Annotated in this window: 15 protein-coding genes; 8 read left to right on the top strand and 7 right to left on the bottom strand. The window is 67.2% G+C overall.

Annotated features, from left to right (window positions below; all coding sequences use genetic code 11):
* Positions 1-274 precede the first annotated feature (274 nt).
* Positions 275-790 (bottom strand): DUF4142 domain-containing protein, encoded by a 516-nt coding sequence (locus tag ACQR50_RS14085; RefSeq protein WP_428968786.1) that lies wholly within the window; start codon positions 788-790, stop codon positions 275-277.
* Positions 791-967: 177 nt separating this feature from the next.
* Here ACQR50_RS14085 and ptsP point away from each other — a divergent pair, with 177 nt between their 5' ends.
* The 7 genes from ptsP (at position 968) to ACQR50_RS14050 (ending at position 10,690) form a co-directional block, all read left to right on the top strand.
* Positions 968-3,241: a phosphoenolpyruvate--protein phosphotransferase gene (ptsP, locus tag ACQR50_RS14080; protein ID WP_428968785.1), complete on the top strand. Its 2,274-nt coding sequence runs from the start codon at positions 968-970 to the stop codon at positions 3,239-3,241.
* Positions 3,242-3,332: 91 nt separating this feature from the next.
* Positions 3,333-4,283, top strand: a complete 951-nt coding sequence (locus tag ACQR50_RS14075; RefSeq protein ID WP_428968784.1) for a helix-turn-helix domain-containing protein — start codon at positions 3,333-3,335, stop codon at positions 4,281-4,283.
* 88 nt (positions 4,284-4,371) lie between these two features.
* Positions 4,372-5,301 carry a hypothetical protein gene (locus ACQR50_RS14070; RefSeq protein ID WP_428968783.1) on the top strand — a complete coding sequence of 310 codons (930 nt, stop codon included), beginning with the start codon at positions 4,372-4,374 and terminating at the stop codon, positions 5,299-5,301.
* Positions 5,302-5,506: 205 nt separating this feature from the next.
* Positions 5,507-6,499, top strand: coding sequence for a tRNA lysidine(34) synthetase TilS (tilS, locus tag ACQR50_RS14065; RefSeq protein WP_428968782.1), 993 nt, complete (start codon positions 5,507-5,509; stop codon positions 6,497-6,499).
* A 218-nt stretch (positions 6,500-6,717) separates the two neighbouring features.
* A complete protein-coding gene (gene ftsH, locus ACQR50_RS14060) occupies positions 6,718-8,685 on the top strand; it encodes an ATP-dependent zinc metalloprotease FtsH (RefSeq protein ID WP_076717328.1) in 1,968 nt (655 codons plus the stop codon).
* Between the two features lie 456 nt (positions 8,686-9,141).
* Positions 9,142-10,038: a dienelactone hydrolase family protein gene (locus ACQR50_RS14055; RefSeq protein ID WP_428968781.1), complete on the top strand. Its 897-nt coding sequence runs from the start codon at positions 9,142-9,144 to the stop codon at positions 10,036-10,038.
* Positions 10,039-10,069: 31 nt separating this feature from the next.
* Positions 10,070-10,690, top strand: coding sequence for a glutathione S-transferase family protein (locus ACQR50_RS14050; RefSeq protein ID WP_428968780.1), 621 nt, complete (start codon positions 10,070-10,072; stop codon positions 10,688-10,690).
* Positions 10,691-10,693: 3 nt separating this feature from the next.
* On the opposite strand, the gene ACQR50_RS14045 is transcribed toward ACQR50_RS14050, so the two are convergent.
* The 6 genes from ACQR50_RS14045 to sppA all read right to left on the bottom strand — a co-directional run bounded on the left by ACQR50_RS14045 (position 10,694) and on the right by sppA (position 17,552).
* The gene (locus ACQR50_RS14045; RefSeq protein ID WP_156361023.1) at positions 10,694-10,858 is read right to left on the bottom strand and encodes a hypothetical protein; all 165 of its coding nucleotides are present in this window, start codon (positions 10,856-10,858) and stop codon (positions 10,694-10,696) included.
* A 158-nt stretch (positions 10,859-11,016) separates the two neighbouring features.
* Positions 11,017-12,366 (bottom strand): glutathione-disulfide reductase, encoded by a 1,350-nt coding sequence (gene gor / locus ACQR50_RS14040; protein WP_428968779.1) that lies wholly within the window; start codon positions 12,364-12,366, stop codon positions 11,017-11,019.
* A gap of 139 nt (positions 12,367-12,505) precedes the next feature.
* The gene (pgi, locus tag ACQR50_RS14035; RefSeq protein WP_428968778.1) at positions 12,506-13,999 is read right to left on the bottom strand and encodes a glucose-6-phosphate isomerase; all 1,494 of its coding nucleotides are present in this window, start codon (positions 13,997-13,999) and stop codon (positions 12,506-12,508) included.
* Positions 14,000-14,105: 106 nt separating this feature from the next.
* Positions 14,106-14,819 carry a GNAT family N-acetyltransferase gene (locus tag ACQR50_RS14030; RefSeq protein ID WP_428968777.1) on the bottom strand — a complete coding sequence of 238 codons (714 nt, stop codon included), beginning with the start codon at positions 14,817-14,819 and terminating at the stop codon, positions 14,106-14,108.
* A 32-nt stretch (positions 14,820-14,851) separates the two neighbouring features.
* Complete coding sequence (locus tag ACQR50_RS14025; protein ID WP_058745876.1) at positions 14,852-15,442, bottom strand: GNAT family N-acetyltransferase; 591 nt, start codon at positions 15,440-15,442, stop codon at positions 14,852-14,854.
* 148 nt (positions 15,443-15,590) lie between these two features.
* On the bottom strand, positions 15,591-17,552 hold the full coding sequence (gene sppA, locus ACQR50_RS14020) for a signal peptide peptidase SppA (protein WP_428968776.1): 1,962 nt from the start codon (positions 17,550-17,552) through the stop codon (positions 15,591-15,593).
* Between the two features lie 225 nt (positions 17,553-17,777).
* On the opposite strand from sppA, the gene groES reads away from it, so the two are divergent.
* Positions 17,778-18,065, top strand: a complete 288-nt coding sequence (gene groES / locus ACQR50_RS14015) for a co-chaperone GroES (protein ID WP_007405746.1) — start codon at positions 17,778-17,780, stop codon at positions 18,063-18,065.
* Positions 18,066-18,104 lie beyond the last annotated feature (39 nt).

Genomic DNA, 18,104 nt, shown 5'->3' with positions numbered 1-18,104 from the left:
GGCCTCCCTGCCTTCCATGCCTGTCCTGCTTGATGGGCGAGCGCCGCCGGGGCGCTGGATCCGGTCGACGGAGCCGGACGATCCGTCAGCGCTTTCGAGCGGGATGACATGGCGTGGCATCTCCGCAGGCCCCCTGAGGGGCAAAGTGGGGCACTCTCGTCATGCCATCCTGCTTCGAGGGCTGATCCAGCGCAGGTGCGAGCACATACCATACCGGTCCATGCGACGTCCGGCCTTGCGGCTCGCAACCGCTCCCTTAGCTGGAAGAGCCGCCTCAGCGCGGCATCTGTTCCAGCATCTGGATATGCTGCTGGACGATGGGCACCGCGGCCTGCGCGCTGGCCTTCAGCGCCGGGCGGTCGCCATTCGCGGCGAAGCTCTGATGCAGATCGAGCGCGGCCTGATGCGCGGGCAGCTGCTGGCCGATATACAGCCGGTCGAATGCGTCGGCCGAGGCGCGGCGCAGTTCGCCGATCGAGGCTTCCGCTCCACCGAGCCGGGGCGGGGTCGGGGTCAACCCGTCCTGTCGGGCGGCACGGACCGTGGCGGCGGTCGTCTGGGTGTGATGGTCGATCATCATCTGCGCGAATCGCCGGACATCGTCGTTGCGCGACTTTTGCAGCGCCAATTTGCTAGAGGTGATTTCGTACAGGTCGCTCATGCCCGCCGCCTTCACATAGGCGGCCGCTTGCGCCTTGGCGGCGGCCGGAGGCGGGGGCGGCGGTGTCTGTGCGGCGACCGGCGCGGCGGCCATTCCCAGGACAAGGGCGATGGATAGGATCTTAGGCACGATGCTCTCCCGTGACGAACGTGGGAGCCAACCTGCCATTTGGTCCGCTGTTCCTCATAAACAATTGAGTTATAACGCAGATCAGCGTGTTGCTCCGGGCGGTTGCGCCACCAAAAGGCACGCCTGTGCAATATTAGCGCATGACACCGCCGCATTCCGTCTGTTAGCCCTATGCCCATGCCCGTTTCGGCCGCCGCATCCGCCCGCGAGATCCTCGTTCGTCTGCACGACGTGATGGCGTCGCGCACCCCCGCCCAAGCCAAGCTGAATCAGGTGGTCCAGATCATCGGCGAGGCGATCGGCAGCGAGGTCTGCTCCATCTATCTGCTGCGCGAAGGGGTGCTCGAACTGTTCGCAACGCGTGGCCTGGCCGAGGAGGCGGTCCACGTCACCAAGCTGGCGATGGGCGAGGGGCTGGTCGGCACCATCGCCGAGGATGTCGAGGTGCTGAACCTGGACGAAGCGGCGAGCCATCCGGACTTCGCCTACAAGCCCGAAACCGGCGAGGATCGTTTCCACAGCTTTGCGGGCGTGCCGATCATCCGGCGCGAGCGGGCGGTGGGCGTGCTGGCGGTCCAGCATAGTGAACCGCGCAAATATGCCGATGTCGAGATCGAGGCGCTGCAGACCGTTGCGATGGTCCTGTCCGAACTGATCGCCAATGCCGGGCTGATCGACGCGGCGGGGGCGGCGGGCACGCGGCCGCAGATGACCGCGACGATCCGGCTGTCGGGCCAGAAGCTGGTCGAAGGCATGGGCAGCGGCTTTGCCGTCTATCACCAGCCGCGCATCGTCGTCGAACATACGGTCGCCGAGGATATCGATGCCGAGCGCCGCCGCGTCTATGCCGCGTTCGACAAGATGCGCGAACAGATCGACCGCATGGCGCGCGAGGCCGAGTTCGGCGTCGCGGGCGAGCATGTCGAGGTCATCGAAACCTACAAGATGTTCGCCTATGACGAGGGCTGGGCGCGCCGCATCAACGAGGCGATCGACAGCGGCCTGACCGCCGAGGCGGCGATCGAGCGGGTGCAGCAGCGCACCCGCCAGCGGATGCGCCAGATCGACGATCCGTTGCTGGCCGACCGGATGCACGATCTGGAGGACCTGTCCAACCGGCTGCTGCGCATCGTGTCGGGCCAGATGGGCACGGCGGCGCAGCTGGGCCTGCGCCAGGACACGATCCTGATCGCGCGCAACCTGGGTCCGGCCGAGCTGCTGGAATATGACCGGCGGCGGCTGAAGGGCGTGATCCTGGAGGAAGGGTCGCTGACGGCGCATGTCATCATCGTCGCGCGGGCGATGGGCGTGCCGGTGCTGGGCCGGGTCAGCGACGTGCGCCGCCAGATCGCGGACGGCGACCAGTTGCTGCTCGACGTATCGGAGGGCAGCGTGCTCGTCCGGCCCTCGTCGGCGATGGAGGAGGCGTTCGACGCCAAGCTGGAGCTGCGGCAGAAGCGCCGCGCGGCCTTTGCGGCGCTGCGCGACGTGCCGCCGGTGACCAGGGACGGCCACCGTGTCACCCTGATGGTCAATGCCGGGCTTCGCGACGACGCCGCCGCGCTCGACACGACGGGGGCGGACGGTATCGGCCTGTTCCGCACCGAGTTCCAGTTCCTGGTCTCCGCCACCCTGCCGCAGCGCGAGCGGCAGCAGCGGCTGTACCGCGACGTGATGGAGGCGGCGGGCGACCGGCCGGTCGTGTTCCGCACCATCGACATCGGCGGCGACAAGGCGCTGCCCTATCTCAACACCGATCCGGGCGACGAGGAGAACCCGGCCATGGGCTGGCGCGCGCTGCGCCTGGCGCTGGAGCGCGACGGCCTGATGAAGGCGCAGGCCCGCGCGCTGATCGAGGCGGGGTCGGGGCGCACCCTGAACGTGATGTTCCCGATGGTGTCCGAAGCCTGGGAGTTCGACGAGGCTAAGGCGCTGTTCGAGGCGCAGCGGGCCTGGCTCGGCTCGCGCGGGCGTCGTCTGCCGCTCGACGTGCGTTACGGCGCGATGCTGGAGGTGCCCGCGCTGGCGGAACAGCTCGACCTGATCCTGCCCAATGTCGATTTCCTGTCGATCGGCACCAACGACCTGACCCAGTTCCTGTTCGCTGCCGATCGCGCGAACCCCAAGCTGGCCGAGCGCTATGACTGGCTCAGCCCGTCGATCCTGCGCTTCTTGCGGCGGGTGGTCGGACCCGCGCGTGAGGCGGGCGTGCCGGTCGGCGTCTGCGGCGAGATGGGCGGGCGTCCGCTGGAGGCGATGGCGCTGATCGGGCTGGGCATCGACCGGCTGTCGATCACCCCGGCGGCGGTCGGCCCGGTGAAGGCGATGATCCGCTCGCTCGATCGGGACGCGATCACCGCCGAGATGGCCCGGCTGCTCGCGCATCCCGTGCGTGACATGCGTGGGGCGCTTGGTGCCTGGGCTGCGACGAACGGTGTGGAATTGGCCTGATACAGGCCAGGGGTTCGCGTTGACTTGATCCCAGCCGTCTGAAAGAACGACCGCGATCATGGGGTGGGCCATGGTCGCTTCGGAGTTGAGAATGGACGAGGTCAATCCCGGCCACGATGCCGCACCGGCGGCACCTGCCCGCGCCGGTGACGTCCTGCGCACGGCGCGCGAGGCGCAGGGGCTATCGCTGGGCGATATCGGTGCGCGCACGCGCATCCCCAGCCGCCATCTCGCGGCGATCGAGGCATCCGATTATCAGAGCCTGCCGTCGGCCACCTATGCGGTCGGCTTCGCCAAGGCCTATGCCCGGGCGGTCGGTGCCGACGAGGTCGCGATCGCGCAGGCCGTGCGCGCCGATGTCGACAGGCTGGGCCGCCGCGTCACCGAATATGTACCCCAGGATATTGCCGATCCGGCGCGCGTGCCGTCGCGCGGGCTGGCGATCGTCGGTGTCGGCCTGGCGCTGGCGCTGCTCGTCATCGCGGGGCTGTGGTATGGCACCGATCTGTTCCGCCGCGACCGCACCGCACAGGAGGTGCCCGCCGCGACCCCGCTGACCAATGCGTCCGCGCCCGCACCCACGCCGGCCCCCAGCCCGACGCCGGTGACGACGGGCAAGGTCGTGCTGACCGCCAATGGCGAGGTGTGGCTGCGCGTCTACGACGCCGACAATGTCACGTTGAAGATGGGCACGCTGAAGCCCGGCGAAAGCTATGAAGTGCCCGCCACCGCCAAGGGGCCGCTGCTGAATGTCGGTCGCCCCGACAAGCTGAGCGTGACGCTGGACGGCAAGCCCATTCCGCCGCTGGGCGATGGCTCGCGCGCGATCAAGGACGTGCGGCTCGATCCGCAGGCGATCGGCGCGCGGCTGTCGGGTGCTCCGGCCGCTGCCGCCGCGCCGACGCCGACCGTGCGTACCCCGCTGCGCGAGCGGACGGAGCGCCGTTCGACGCGTGCTGCGAGCGGCGAGACCGGCGGCAACGCCCTGACGGCGCCCGCGCCCTCGCCTTCGCCCGCCGCCACCGTACCGGCGGACCTGTAAGAAGCGGAAATCTTCAGGCTGGAGACAGCCGGGGCAGGGCAGGGTGGCCCTGTCCCTTTCATAATCAGCCCACCGGGGGGTGAAACCGATGCGTAACCTGTTGCTGGCCGGGGTCGCGGCCGTGATGATCCTGCCGACCGCCGCCATCGCCCAATCCAATGTCGAGGGCCGGGTCGGCAAGCTGGAAAGCGAGATGCGCGCGGTCCAGCGCAAGGTCTTCCCGAACGGCGCGGGCGGCTATGTCCAGCCCGAGATCACCGCGCCGCAGACCCAGGCGCAGGCGCCGGGCGTCCCCGCCTCCAGCGCGCTGTCGGACCTGACCTCCCGCGTGACCTCGCTGGAGGAGCAGATGGCCGGACTGACCGGCCAGATCGAGCAGAACGGGTATCGCACCCGCCAGCTTCAGGACCAGTTCGACGCCTATAAGCGCGCCACCGAGGCACGGCTGAAGGCGCTGGAATCCGGCCCCGCGCCGATCGCCCCGGTCGGGCAGAGCGCCCCGCTCGACACGCCCGCGGCCGCCAGCGGATCGACGCGCCCGACCAAGACCCCGGCGGCCCCCTCGGTGGTCACCGGCGATACCGCGACCTCGACCCCGGCAGCCGCGGTCGACAAGCCCTCGACCGGCGATCCGGCGGAGGATGCCTATCTCTATGGCTATCGCCTGTGGCAGGCCAAGCGCTATCCGGAAGCGGAAGCCGCGCTGAAGAAGATGGTCGCCGACTATCCCAAGAGCCGCCGCGCCAGCTTCGCCCAGAACCTGCTGGGTCGCACCTATCTCGACTCCGGCAAGCCCAGCCTGGCGTCGATGGCCTTTTATGAGAATTACAAGAAATACCCGGACGGCGAGCGGGCGCCCGACAGCCTGCTCTATCTCGGCCAGGCGCTGACCAAGCTCAACAAGGCGGCCGATGCCTGCAAGGTCTATGACGAGTTGAGCGACGTGTACGGCGCCAAGCTGTCCGCCGCGATGAAGGCCCAGATCGCCAGCGGCCGCAGCGCGGCGAAGTGCCAGTAGTATAAATCTATTCCTCCCCTTGCAGGGGAGGTGGCAGGCCGAAGGCCTGACGGAGGGGTGTCCCGCTCTCGATAGGGTTACACCCCTCCACCAGCTTCGCTGGTCCCTCTCCGCTTCCAGGGGAGGAAGCAGGACGCAAAACCTCTTGCACTGGTGCGGCGGAAGGGCCAGAGCGCGCGCATCCCTGACCAGTTTTGAGAGCATCATGGCCACCGATGCCACGGCCGACGATCAGATTGCGCGCTTTGTCGCCGATCTGACGCTTCTTCACGATCTCCATGCCGATGCGGCGCCGCTGTTGCTGGCGGTGTCCGGCGGGCCCGACAGCATGGCGATGCTGACGCTGGCGGCGGCAGCCTTTCCGGGGCGGATCGCGGTCGCGACGGTCGATCATGGCCTGCGGCCCGAAGCGGCGGACGAGGTGCGGATGGTCGCCGATCATTGCGCCCATTTGGGCGTGCCGCACCACGCCCTGCGTCCGGAAACGCCGATCACCGGGGCGAGCATCCAGTCCCAGGCGCGCGAGGTGCGCTATGCCCTGCTCGCCGCACAGGCTCGCGCGATCGGCGCGGCGGCCTTGCTGACCGCGCATCATGCCGACGACCAGGCCGAGACCTTCCTGATGCGCGCCGCGCGCGGGGCGGGGCTGTCGGGCCTGTCGGGCGTGCGGGCGCGGACGGTGATCGCCGATATGGTCGTGCTGCGCCCGCTGCTCGATTGGCGGCGCGCCGAGTTGCGCCGGATCGTGCGCCGCGCCGAGGCTCCGTTCGTCGACGACCCCGCCAATCACGACCCGCGCCATGACCGCACGCGCTTTCGGCAATTGCTCGACGGCCATGAGTGGCTGGGCGTGGCGCAACTGGCCCGCGCGGCGGCGCAATTGGCCGAGGCGGATACCGACCTTCGCGCGACGGTCGACTGGCTGTGGCAGGACCGCGCGCAGATCGACGGCGACAATGTCCGGATCCAGGCGGCCGACCTGCCGCGCGAGCTGGGCCGCCGTCTGGCCCGCCGCGCGATCGGCACGGTCCGCGTCGCCGCCGGGATCGAAAGCCCGGCGTGGAGCGAAGGCAGCAATATCGAAAAGCTGCTGGAAGCGTTGTCGCAGGGCAGCCGCGCGACCCAGGCCGGAGTGATCGCCAGCGTCCGCTCCGGCGTCTGGCGCTTCCGCCCGGCCCCCCCGAGGAAGACGGGCTGATCCCATTCCTCCCTGCGCGAAGCGCGGGGAGGGGGACCGCCGCGAAGCGGTGGTGGAGGGGCCTGGGTCGCTCCGCCCCTCCACCATGCTGCGCATGGTCCCCCTCCCCAAGCAGAGCTTGGGGAGGATTGCCTCCGCCCCGATCACATTGATCGGTCTTGTTCCATTGCCATTAACCTCGTCATGCCTATCTTGGCACTGAAAGGTATCCGGCACCGATGAACGACAACGACAAGCAGCAGAGCCCCGATCCCAATGGGGGCGGCAACCCCTGGATGAAGAGCCTGTTGATCTGGGTGGGCATCCTGATGGCGCTCGCCCTGTTCGTCAGCCTGTCGGGCGCGGGTTCCTCGGCGCAGAGCGGCAATCAGATCGAATATTCGACCTTCCTGGACAAGGTCGACGAGGGCACGGTGAAGACTGCGACCATCTCGCGCGAGTCGATCACCGGTACGCTGTCCTCGGGCGAGAAGTTTCGCACCACCCCGGTTCCCGACTCGCAGCTGATCCCGCGTCTGCGCGAAAAGGGCGTGACCTTCACGGCGAAGACCGAGGAAGGACCGTCCATCTGGATGCTGATGCTCTATAATTCGCTGCCGTTCCTGCTGTTCATCGGTATCGCCTTCTTCGTTCTGCGCCAGATGCAGAAGGGCGGCGGTGCCAGCGGCGCGATGGGCTTCGGCAAGAGCCGCGCCCGCATGCTGACCCAGAAGGAAGGCAAGGTGACGTTCGACGATGTGGCCGGCATCGACGAAGCACGCGAAGAGCTGCAGGAAATCGTCGAATTCCTGAAGGACCCGTCGAAGTTCGCACGGCTCGGCGGCAAGATCCCGAAGGGCGCGCTGCTGGTCGGCTCGCCCGGTACCGGCAAGACGCTGCTGGCCCGCGCCATCGCGGGTGAAGCGGGCGTGCCCTTTTTCACCATTTCGGGTTCGGACTTCGTCGAGATGTTCGTCGGCGTCGGTGCCAGCCGGGTGCGTGACATGTTCGAGCAGGCCAAGAAGTCGGCGCCGTGCATCGTCTTCATCGACGAAATCGATGCGGTCGGCCGCCATCGCGGTGCGGGCTTGGGCAACGGCAATGACGAGCGCGAGCAGACGCTGAACCAGCTGCTGGTCGAGATGGATGGTTTCGAGGCCAATGAAGGCATCATCATCATCGCCGCGACCAACCGTCCCGACGTGCTCGACCCCGCGCTGCTGCGCCCCGGTCGCTTCGATCGCCAGGTCGTCGTACCGCGCCCCGATATCGACGGCCGCGTGAAGATCCTCGAAGTCCATATGAAGAAGGTGCCGCTGGCCCCCGACGTCGACGCCCGCGTCATCGCGCGCGGTACGCCGGGCTTCTCGGGCGCGGATCTGGCGAACCTTGTCAACGAGGCCGCGCTGATGGCGGCGCGCAAGGGCAAGCGCCTGGTCGCCAATGCCGAGTTCGAGGAAGCCAAGGACAAGGTCATGATGGGCGCGGAACGCCGCTCCATGGTCATGACCGAGGACGAGAAGCGGATGACCGCTTATCACGAAGCGGGCCATGCGGTCATCGCGCTGCACGAACCGGCGTCGGACCCGATCCACAAGGCGACGATCATCCCGCGCGGTCGCGCGCTGGGCATGGTGATGCGCCTGCCGGAACGCGACTCGTACAGCTATCACCGCGACAAGATGTACGCGAACCTGGCCGTGGCCATGGGCGGTCGTGTCGCCGAAGAGATCATCTTCGGCTATGACAAGGTGTCGAGCGGTGCGAGCGGCGACATCCAGTACGCCACGGGCCTGGCCCGCGACATGGTCACGAAGTGGGGCATGTCGGACAAGGTCGGCCCGGTCGAGTACGCCCAGCCGGAAGGCGAGAGCTTCCTGGGCTATTCGTCCAGCCAGCCGGTGCGTATGTCCAACCAGACCGCGCAGCTGATCGACGACGAGATCAAGTCGATCGTCGAGGGCGGCCTGCATCGCGCCAAGCATGTGCTGACCGAGCATGTCGACCAGCTCCATCTGCTGGCCGGGGCGCTGCTCGAATATGAGACGCTGTCGGGTGACGAGATCAAGAAGCTGATCGCGGGCGACGATATCGGTCGCGACGACCCCAAGGCCAAGGCGACGCCGATCGCCAAGGCGGGGACCTCGATCCCGAAGACGCGGCGCGGCAGCGGGCCGTTCGGTTCGCCGAGCCCGCTGGGGGCGTGATCTTCCCGCTAGGCTGACGAAAGGGCCGTCCCTGATAAGGGGGCGGCCTTTTTGTTTTAGGCGTTGTCCTGTGGCCTTCGACTTCGCTCAGCCCGAACGGAGGCAAAAGTAGGAGGCAACCTATTAAGTCGACGCGAGCCCCTCCCCTTCAGGGGAGGGGTTGGGGTGGGGCCTCTCTACGAACGCCAGGCTTGCGGAAGCGCCCCACCCCCTGCCCCTCCCCTGAAGGGGAGGGGTGGGGCCATCTCAGTTCATCAGAGCTTAGGCGATATCTTCACGAAACGCCGGGTGCGCATCCCCCCATTCCGTTCAGCCTGACCGAAGGTGAAGGCCACGCCCAGCCGCCCCCGCACAATCAACCCTGGCCCCGGTCCCGCCACGCCACTAAGCTCCCCCCACAATCGCGAAGATACCGGTACCGATGCCGGACCCGTGACCGGAGTGGAGGATGCCCGCATGACCGATATCCCCCCGACTGAATCGCTGCGCGACCGCGCGGTGCGTATCTATGACGCCTTCACCCATGAGCATCACGACCGCCGCACCCTCCTGCGCCAGATGACCGCGCTGGCCGGATCGGTTGCCGCCGCCGAGGCGCTGATCTTGGGTATCTCCGCCAGTCCCGCCGCTGCCGCGCAGACCGACCCCCATGATATCCGGCTGCGTATCGACCGTCGCGAGGGGATGGAGGCGGGAGCGCGCTCGGCCGCCTATCTCGCCAGTCCCAAGGGCGTGAAGAAGCGGCTCGGCACGGTGCTGGTCATCCATGAGAATCGCGGACTTACCCCGCATATCGAGGATGTCGCGCGGCGCGTGGCATTGGCCGGGTTCCACGCGATCGCGCCCGATCTCTTGGCTCCGCAGGGCGGCACACCGGCGGACGAGGATCGCGCGCGAACGCTGATCGCCACGCTCGACTATGATCTGGCGCTGGCCCAGGCGCGGGCGATGATGGGACATGCCGCCACCGACAAGACGGGCACCGGCCGCGTCGGTGCGGTCGGCTTTTGCTGGGGCGGGGCGTTCGTCAACCGGCTGGCGGTGGCGGCAGGCCCGGCGCTGTCGGCGGGCGTGGCCTATTACGGCCCCGCACCGAGTCCCGGCGAAGCGGCGAAGGTTCGGACGCCGCTGATGCTGCATTATGCGGGCAAGGATGCGCGCGTGAACGCGACCGGCGAGCCTTGGGTCGCGGCGTTGAAGGCGGCGGGGCGGCCGGTCGAGGCCTTTACCTATCCGGGCGTCGACCATGCCTTCAACAACGACAGCTCCGCCGAGCGCTATAATGCGGCGGCGGCAGCCCAGGCCTGGTCGCGGACCATCGCCTTTCTGCACCGCCATCTCGATCGCGCCTGATTTCGCCCCTCGCACCGCCATGGAGAGCCTGATGACCGCCGACCTGACGCTGTACACCAACCCCCAGTCGCGGGGCCGCATCGCCCGCTGGATGCTGGAAGAGACGGGGGCGAGCTATGACACGGTCGTGCTGGATTACGGGACGACGATGATCGCGCCCGACTATCACGCGATCAATCCGATGATGAAGGTGCCCGCCATCGTCCATCGCGGCCAGGTGGTGACGGAAACGGCGGCGATCTGCGCCTATCTCGCCGAAGCCTTTCCCGATGCCGAACTGTCGCCCTTGCCGCAGGAGCAGGCGCGTTATTATCGCTGGCTGTTCTTCGCGGCGGGGCCGCTGGAGGCCGCGATCACCAATCGCGCGATGGGCGTGGAGCCGACCGCCGAGCAACAGCGTATGGCGGGCTATGGCGATTTCGACCGGGCCGTGGGCGTCGTCGGCGCGGCGGTGGCCGAGCATCCCTATATCACCGGCGAGCGCTTCACGGCGGCGGATGTCTATCTGGGGTCGCAGTTGATGTGGTTCACCCAGTTCGGGCTGATCCCCAAGACCGATGCGATCATGGCCTATATCGGTCGCTTGCAGGATCGTCCCGCGCATCGGCGAGCCACCGCGCTGGACGATGGCAAAAGCGCGGAAGACGCCTGACGATCAGACCGAGGAGGCGGCTCCCGCCTGCTGATGGGCGTTGCGCAGCATTTCGAGCCCGGCGGCGATGTGGTTGCCCGCCAGCGGCTGGTTCAGCGCATCCGCACCGTCCATCGCGGCCTTTGCGAAGGCGATGACCTGCTCGAAAGTAACGCCATGCTCACTCATCTTCGGTTCCATTTCCACCGCAACGCCTCTGTTCCAACGTCCTAGCGACTCGACGTGAACATAATCCTAAACCGCAATAACGTTTCGCGCGATACGTAAACACGAATAGTCTTTTTACGGACTGCCCCCCGGTGGGACACCGGGGGGCAGTCGAGCCTTCAGCGCATCAGCACCAGTTCCTCCGACATGGTCGGATGCAGCGCGACGGTGGCGTCGAACTGCGCCTTGGTCAGCCCGGCTTTCACCGCGATGGCGGCGGCCTGGAGGATTTCGGGCACGTCGGGACCGATCATGTGCAGCCCGACCACGCGGCCCGTGTCGCCGTCGCACACCATCTTGTAGAGTGCGCGCTCCTCACGGCCTGCCAGCACATTCTTCATCGGGCGGAAGTCCGAGGTATAGACCCGCACCGATCCCAGCGTCTGCTTCGCCTGTGCCTCGGTCATGCCGACGCCCGCCATCGGCGGATGGCTGAACACGGCGGCCGGGATGCAATCATAGTCGACGCGGGTCGGCTTATTGCCGAACACCGTATCGGCAAAGGCCTGTCCCTCGCGGATCGCGACGGGGGTCAACTGGACCCGGTTGGTCACGTCGCCCACCGCATAGATGCTGGGGCAAGTCGAGCGATTGTCCTCGTCCACCTTGATCGCACCGTGATCGTCGAGCTCGACGCCCGCCGTCTCCAGCCCCAGGCCATGGGTGTTGGGCAGGCGGCCGGTCGCGAACATCACCAGGTCGACGATCATCGGCTCGTGGTTGGACATGGATACCGCCAGGCAGCCATCGTCCATCTTCTCGATCCCTTCGAACGTCGCGTCGAAGCGGAACTCGATGCCCTTCATCATCGAAATCTGGAGCAGCCGGTCGCGGATCGTCAGGTCATAGCCGCGCAGGATATCCTTGCTGCGGTTGATCAGCGTGACGTGGGCGCCGAACTGGTGGAACACGCCCGCAAACTCATTGGCGATATAGCCCGCACCTGCAATCAGCACGCGCTTGGGAATCGCGTCGAGATGGAACGCCTCGTTGGAGGTGATGCCATGCTCATGGCCGGGGCAGGAGGGAACGGCCGGATGCGCGCCGACCGCGATCAGGATACGCTCGGCGGTCTTCTCGGTCCCGTCGGCCAGGCGGACGCTGTTCGGGCCGGTGACGACGGCACGCTGGTCGATGATCTCGACATTGTGGCTTTCCAGCGTCTTCTTGTACGCACCGTTCAGCCGGTCGACCTCCGACAGGACATTGTCGCGCAGCGTCTCCCACGAAAATTCGCAGTCGCTCGGCACCTGCCAGCCGAAGCGGCGGGCGTCCTTCAGGTCCTCGGCGAAATGCGCGCCATAGACGAGCAGCTTCTTCGGGACACAGCCGCGAATGACGCAGGTGCCGCCGACGCGATATTCCTCGGCCACCGCCACGCGCGCACCATGCGCCGCCGCGACCCGCGAGGCGCGCGTGCCGCCCGAACCCGCCCCGATGACGAACAGGTCATAGTCATAGTCAGCCATGGGATCGGTTTCTCCGGGAATTCAGAAAGCGCGGGTGTGCAGCCCGCCTAAAAGCACAACGGGGGACGCCGAGCCAAGTTCAGCGTCCCCCTGACAGTGATCGGAAATTCAAAATTCCTCCCCTTACAGGGGAGGATTGTTATTCGCCAAAGGCCCGCTTGATCAGATCCTCGGTCGAGGGATCGAAATCCTGCCCGCCCTGGTCGGCGGCCTTGGCCATTTCCTTGCCCAGCTCGACGCCGAACTGATCGAAGCTGTTGATGCCCAGCAGCACGCCGTTCACGAACACGCGGTGCTCGTAAAAGGCGATCAGCGCGCCCAGCGTGCGCGGGTCGAGCGTGTCGAGCAGGATGGTCGAGGACGGACGATCGCCCGAATAGCTGCGCGCGGGGTCGTCGACCTTCTTGCCCTTCATCAGCGCCGCACCCTGCGCAAAGGCGTTTAGCAGCAGCTGGCGGTGATGATCGTCGCTCAGCACATCGCCCGGCTCGATGACCGCGATGAACTCGACGGGGACGAGATGCGTGCCCTGGTGGAGCAGCTGGAACACCGCATGCTGCGCATCGGTGCCGACCCCGCCCCAGGTGATCGCGGAGGTCGGCCGTCCGACGGGCTGGCCGTCGACGGTCACGCCCTTGCCGTTCGACTCCATCTCCAGCTGCTGGAGATAGGAGGGGAGCAGGCGCAGACGCTCGTCATAGGCGAAGGGCGCGCGCGTCTCGGCATGGCGGACCTGGGTGTAATAAAGGTCGGCAAAGGCGGCGAGCGCGGGGGCGTTCTGTGCCAGATCGGTCAGGCGGAAATGACGGTCCATCTCGGCCGCGCCTTCCAGCAGTTCCTCGAACGCGTCCCAACCCAGGCCCAGCGCCGCCGGGAAGCCGATCGTCGACCAGAGCGAATAACGGCCGCCGACCGATTCGGCGAACGGCAGGATGCGCGTCTCGTCCACGCCCCATTCGACCGCCTTTTCGGGATTGGCGGTCAGCGCGATGACCTTGCCATACGGGTCCTCGACGCCGCTCTCGGTCATCCACTGGAGCGCCGAGGTGGCGTTCAGCATCGTCTCGGTGGTGGTGAAGGTCTTGGATGCAACGACCAGCAGCGTGGCGGCGGGGTCGAAACGCTTGAACACTTCCTCCAAGGCGACGCCGTCGACGTTCGACACGATCGCCACGTCATACCGGTCGCTGTCGCGGCCCAGCGCGTCGACCAGCAGGTCGGGCCCCAGCGCCGAGCCGCCGATGCCGATGTGCAGGACATGGCGGATCGGCCCGAGCGCTTCCGCCTCGATCGCGTCGATCAGCGCGCGCATCCGGGCGTGCGACTGGCGCGCCACGGCGACGCTCTCGGGATTGCCCTCGCCACGCTCGGCGGTGTGCTCGACCGCGCGGCCTTCGGTGACGTTGACGACCTCGCCCCCGAACAGCGCGTCGCGCTTGGCGGCCAGCCCGCTCGCCTTGGCGAGCTCGGCAAAGGCGGTAACGGCCTCGCGGGTCAGATGGGTCTTGGACCAATCGAAATGGATACCCGCCACATCGAGGCTGAGCGAGGCCAGCCGATTGGGATCATTCGCGAAAAGATCGAGAAGCGGGGTCTGCGGGAGCGATTCGATCGTCGACCAGTCGGCAGCCATGATGCCTGTTCCTTCCTTGCGCATGCCCCGGGGGGCTTCCCTTACGGCGTTAGCCAAAGCGGATGCGCAAAGCCAAGCCTTAGATTGGTATTGTGTGTCGGGCCGCTCAACTATGGCACGGAGAGGGCGGTTCGGCGGCTACGATCCATTGCCCATAGAGGCGCAGGCCGCACGCTTTCGCCAGCGCGACGGACGCGATATTGTTGATCTGGCAGCGATATTGCGGTTCGAGGCCCTGACCTCGTACAAAGTCGAGCATCGCGAGAACGACGGCGCGGGCGGCACCTTTGCCTCGCGCATCGGGCAGAGTCAGGACACCCAGATCGGCAAACGGGCTGTTCTCCCACAGCATCGCACTGGCCGCGCTGATCAGCCGATCGCCATCGAAGCAGCCGAAGACGGCCCAATGATCCCATTCGACGAACGCATCCTCGCGGTCAGTCTCGGGCGCTTCATGATGAAAGATGTCGAAGGCGCTGCGGTCGTCCGGCGTCAGCTTGCGTGCCGACCGCGCGGGCGTGGGGATTGGCTCGTCCTCGGGCAGGTAGAACAGATGGTCGGGATCGTGGAAGGCGATGCCGGACCGGATCAGCGCTGCTCTCCGGTCTTCGATCGACGGGGACTTCGGCGTGAGTTGTCCAAGACACGCTGCAAGTTCGGGACGGACCGTCATCTGCGAGGGGGCACCATCCCTTGTCAGGATCATGGCAGGCCGCTTGTGCGACAGGGAAGGATTGACCGTACAGCTTTCCGGACCCAGCGCATCGCCTGCGAACTGCGCCTGCCAATATTCAGGGATACGTGGCGAAAAGACCGTCATTCTGTCAGCTTCCGCGCAGGCGTGGGTCGGCCCTACCGATGCTTCACCGCCACCGGATCGCGCACCACGCCAACATCGGCGAAGCGCTTCGGTTCGGCGGGGTGGGGGGCGGGTTCGGCGAGTTCGCGCTGCCAGTAGCCGACATCGATCCAGCGGCCATGCTTGTGGCCGACCTCGCGGAAGACGCCCGCGCGGCGGAAGCCGACGGCTTCGTGCAGCTTGATCGAGCCGTCATTGGGCAGCGCGATCACGCCCATCGCCTGGGTGAAGCCTTGCGCGGTCAGCGTGTCCACCAGCGCCTCGTACAACAGCCGCCCGATGCCCGAACGCTGCGACACGTCGGCGACATAGATGGTCGTCTCCACGACCCAGCGATAGGCCTCGCGCTCGCGGAAGCGCGCGGCATAGGCATAGCCGATCACAGCGTCTTCGCGGCCCTCTTCATCGGCCAGCGTCGCGACGATCCAGGGATAGAGGCCGTCCGCCCCCTCCATCCGCGCGCGCATCGTGTCCGCGTCGGGGGCCTGGGTCTCGAAGGAGACGACGCCCGCCAGCACATGCGGCGCATAGATGGCGGCGATGGCGGCGGCGTCATCGGGGCGGGCGGCGCGGATGGCGATCATGGGGGCAGCGTCTCCTGAAACGATGGGCCTGCGTAGCGCGGGGATGTGCGGTTCGGAAGGGGCCAACGTTCTGCGCCCTTGAGCGCCACATCCCCTCCCTCCGTCCAGCCGAAGGGCTCAGGCTGGACGGGGGGGGGGGGGGATCAGCTCAGAGTCCCAATCGCGCGATCAGCAGATCGAGCAGCCGCTCGTCGCTGGCTGAGCCTACGGGCCCCAGCGCACCGCATTCCAGGCACTTCGCCTGCACCGACCCGCCCCGCGCCAGCCGCGCGACATCGCCCAGCGCGCGGGCCGCGACGGCGCGGCGCTCGGCCGCCGCGATGGCGAAGACGTCGCCGCCCTGCTGGCCGTCATCGTCGCTGTCGAACCCTTCGGCCAGCACCGCGGCGAAGCCCGGCTTCTTCTCCAGATATTCCGGATAGACCTTGGCCGGGTCCAGCTTGGCGCGGCGCGCGGCCTCGGCAATGGCGTCGGACAGGGTGCCGAAGCGGTCGACCAGCCCGATCTGGCGCGCGGTGCCACCGTCCCACACACGACCCTGCGCGATGGTGTCGACCTTTTCGGGCGTCATGTGGCGCGCCTCAGCGACGCGGGTCAGGAACTGGCGATAGCCATTCTCGATCCCCGCCTGGAGGATGGTGTCGAGCATCGGCGTCGTGCCGCCCAGCACGTCGGGCTGGCCGGTCAGCGGCGTGGTCTTCACCCCGTCGGTGGTCACGCCGATCTTGGCCAGCGTATTCTCGAAGGTCGGGATGATGCCGAAAATGCCGATCGACCCGGTGATCGTGCCCGGCTCGGCGAAGATCAGGTCGGCCGGGGTCGAGACCCAGTAACCGCCCGACGCCGCCAGGCCGCCCATCGAGACGATGACGGGCAGCTTCTGCCGCTTGGCCTCCAGGATCGCCTGGCGAATCTGTTCGGAGGCCAGCACCGAGCCGCCCGGCGAATCGACACGCACGACCAGCGCCTTCAGGTTCTTCTTGGCGAGCCCGTCGAGCAGCGCCTTGGACACCGTCTCGCCCGCGGCGGTGCCGGGACCGGCCTCGCCATCGACGATATTGCCCGCGATGGTCAGCACGCCGATCGCATCGCCCTTGGTCGGCAACGGATTGGCGCGCACCCAGGAGGCGTAGGAGATGGTGCGGAACGAGCCTGCGGGCTTGTTTGCCTCGGCGCCTGCAATCTCGGCCACGCGCTTGCCGAAGGCCAGCTTGTCGCCCAGCTTGTCGACCAGCCCGGCCTTCAGATTGGCATCGGCGATGCTGCCGTTGGACGCCAGCACTGCGCGGTCGGGCTGGGTCAGGAAGGCGTCGATCTGCGCCTTGGGCCGCGCCTTGGCCACGGCTTCGCGCCACTGGGCGAACAGCGTGCCGTACAGCGCCTGCGACGCGGCGCGGGCATCGGGGCTCTGGTCGCTGCGGATATAGGGCTCGACGAAGGATTTGAACTTGCCGACGCGGTAGACATGGGTGGTGACGCCCAGCTTGTCGATCAGGCCCTTGTAATAGAGCTGGTTGCCGCCCGGCCCGGTGAACAGCGTGCCGCCCAGCGGATTGACCCAGACCTCGCTGGCGTTGGCGGCCAGGCGATAGGCGCCGTCGGTATAGGCGGTGGCATAGGCCAGCACCGGCTTGCCGTCCTTGCGGAAACGCTGGATCGCGTCGCCGACCTCCTGAAGGGTCGCGGGATAGGCCCCGCCGAACGCGTCCAGATCGAGGACCAGCACCTTGACGCGGCCATCGTCCTTGGCGGTATCGATCGCACGGACCAGATCGCGCAGGCGATATTCGTGCGGCACGCTGCGCCCCGACAGCATGGCGAGCGGCGCGACCGTTTCGGGCTGCTCGACGATCGGGCCGTCCAGCTTCAACAGCAGCGCGCCGTCGGTGATCGCCTTGGTCCCCGGCCGGGCGTTCAGCGCCGCGAATATCAGGCCGAAGAACAACAGCATCGCGGCCAGCACCAGGAAATCCTTGATGCCGACCAGCAGTCGCCAGGCGCCGCGTACCAGCCGCCAGCCGCTGCGCCGTCCGGGCTTGCGCCCCGGTCGGCTGAAATCCTGGTCGAGCGGAGAGGCGGGGGGAATTGCGTCGGCGCGGGCGTCGGTCATCCCCTATCGCTACTCCAGCGGGAGATGCTCGGCAATGGTCCGTATTACCGGGCCAATACGCAGCGAGGCCGCCGGAATTTGTTCCCGCCCCTGCCACGGCCCGTCGAAATTTTTTGGCGACGGGCGTTGACGGCCTGAATGCCCGTTCACATATCCGGTCGCGTTGGCACTCGCATGGCTCGAGTGCCAGAAAAGTGTAACACGCCAGATTAAAGGGACATGGCAATGAACTTTCGTCCGTTGCACGACCGCGTTCTCGTCCGTCGCGTCGAGGCCGAGGAAAAGACGGCTGGCGGGATCATCATCCCGGATACCGCCAAGGAAAAGCCCCAGGAGGGCGAGGTCGTCGCTGCCGGCACCGGTGCCAAGGCCGAAGACGGCAAGGTCACGCCGCTCGACGTGAAGGCGGGCGACCGCATTCTGTTCGGCAAGTGGTCGGGCACCGAGGTCAAGGTGAACGGTGAAGACCTGCTCATCATGAAGGAATCGGATATCCTCGGCATCATCGGCTGAGCGACCGGTTTTCCTCCCGTTTTTTCTGACATTCTATTG

The organism is Sphingomonas sp. Xoc002 (assembly GCF_050408055.1).
GTDB lineage: Bacteria > Pseudomonadota > Alphaproteobacteria > Sphingomonadales > Sphingomonadaceae > Sphingomonas > Sphingomonas yabuuchiae.
This window is presented reverse-complemented; position numbering and strand designations above follow the sequence as displayed.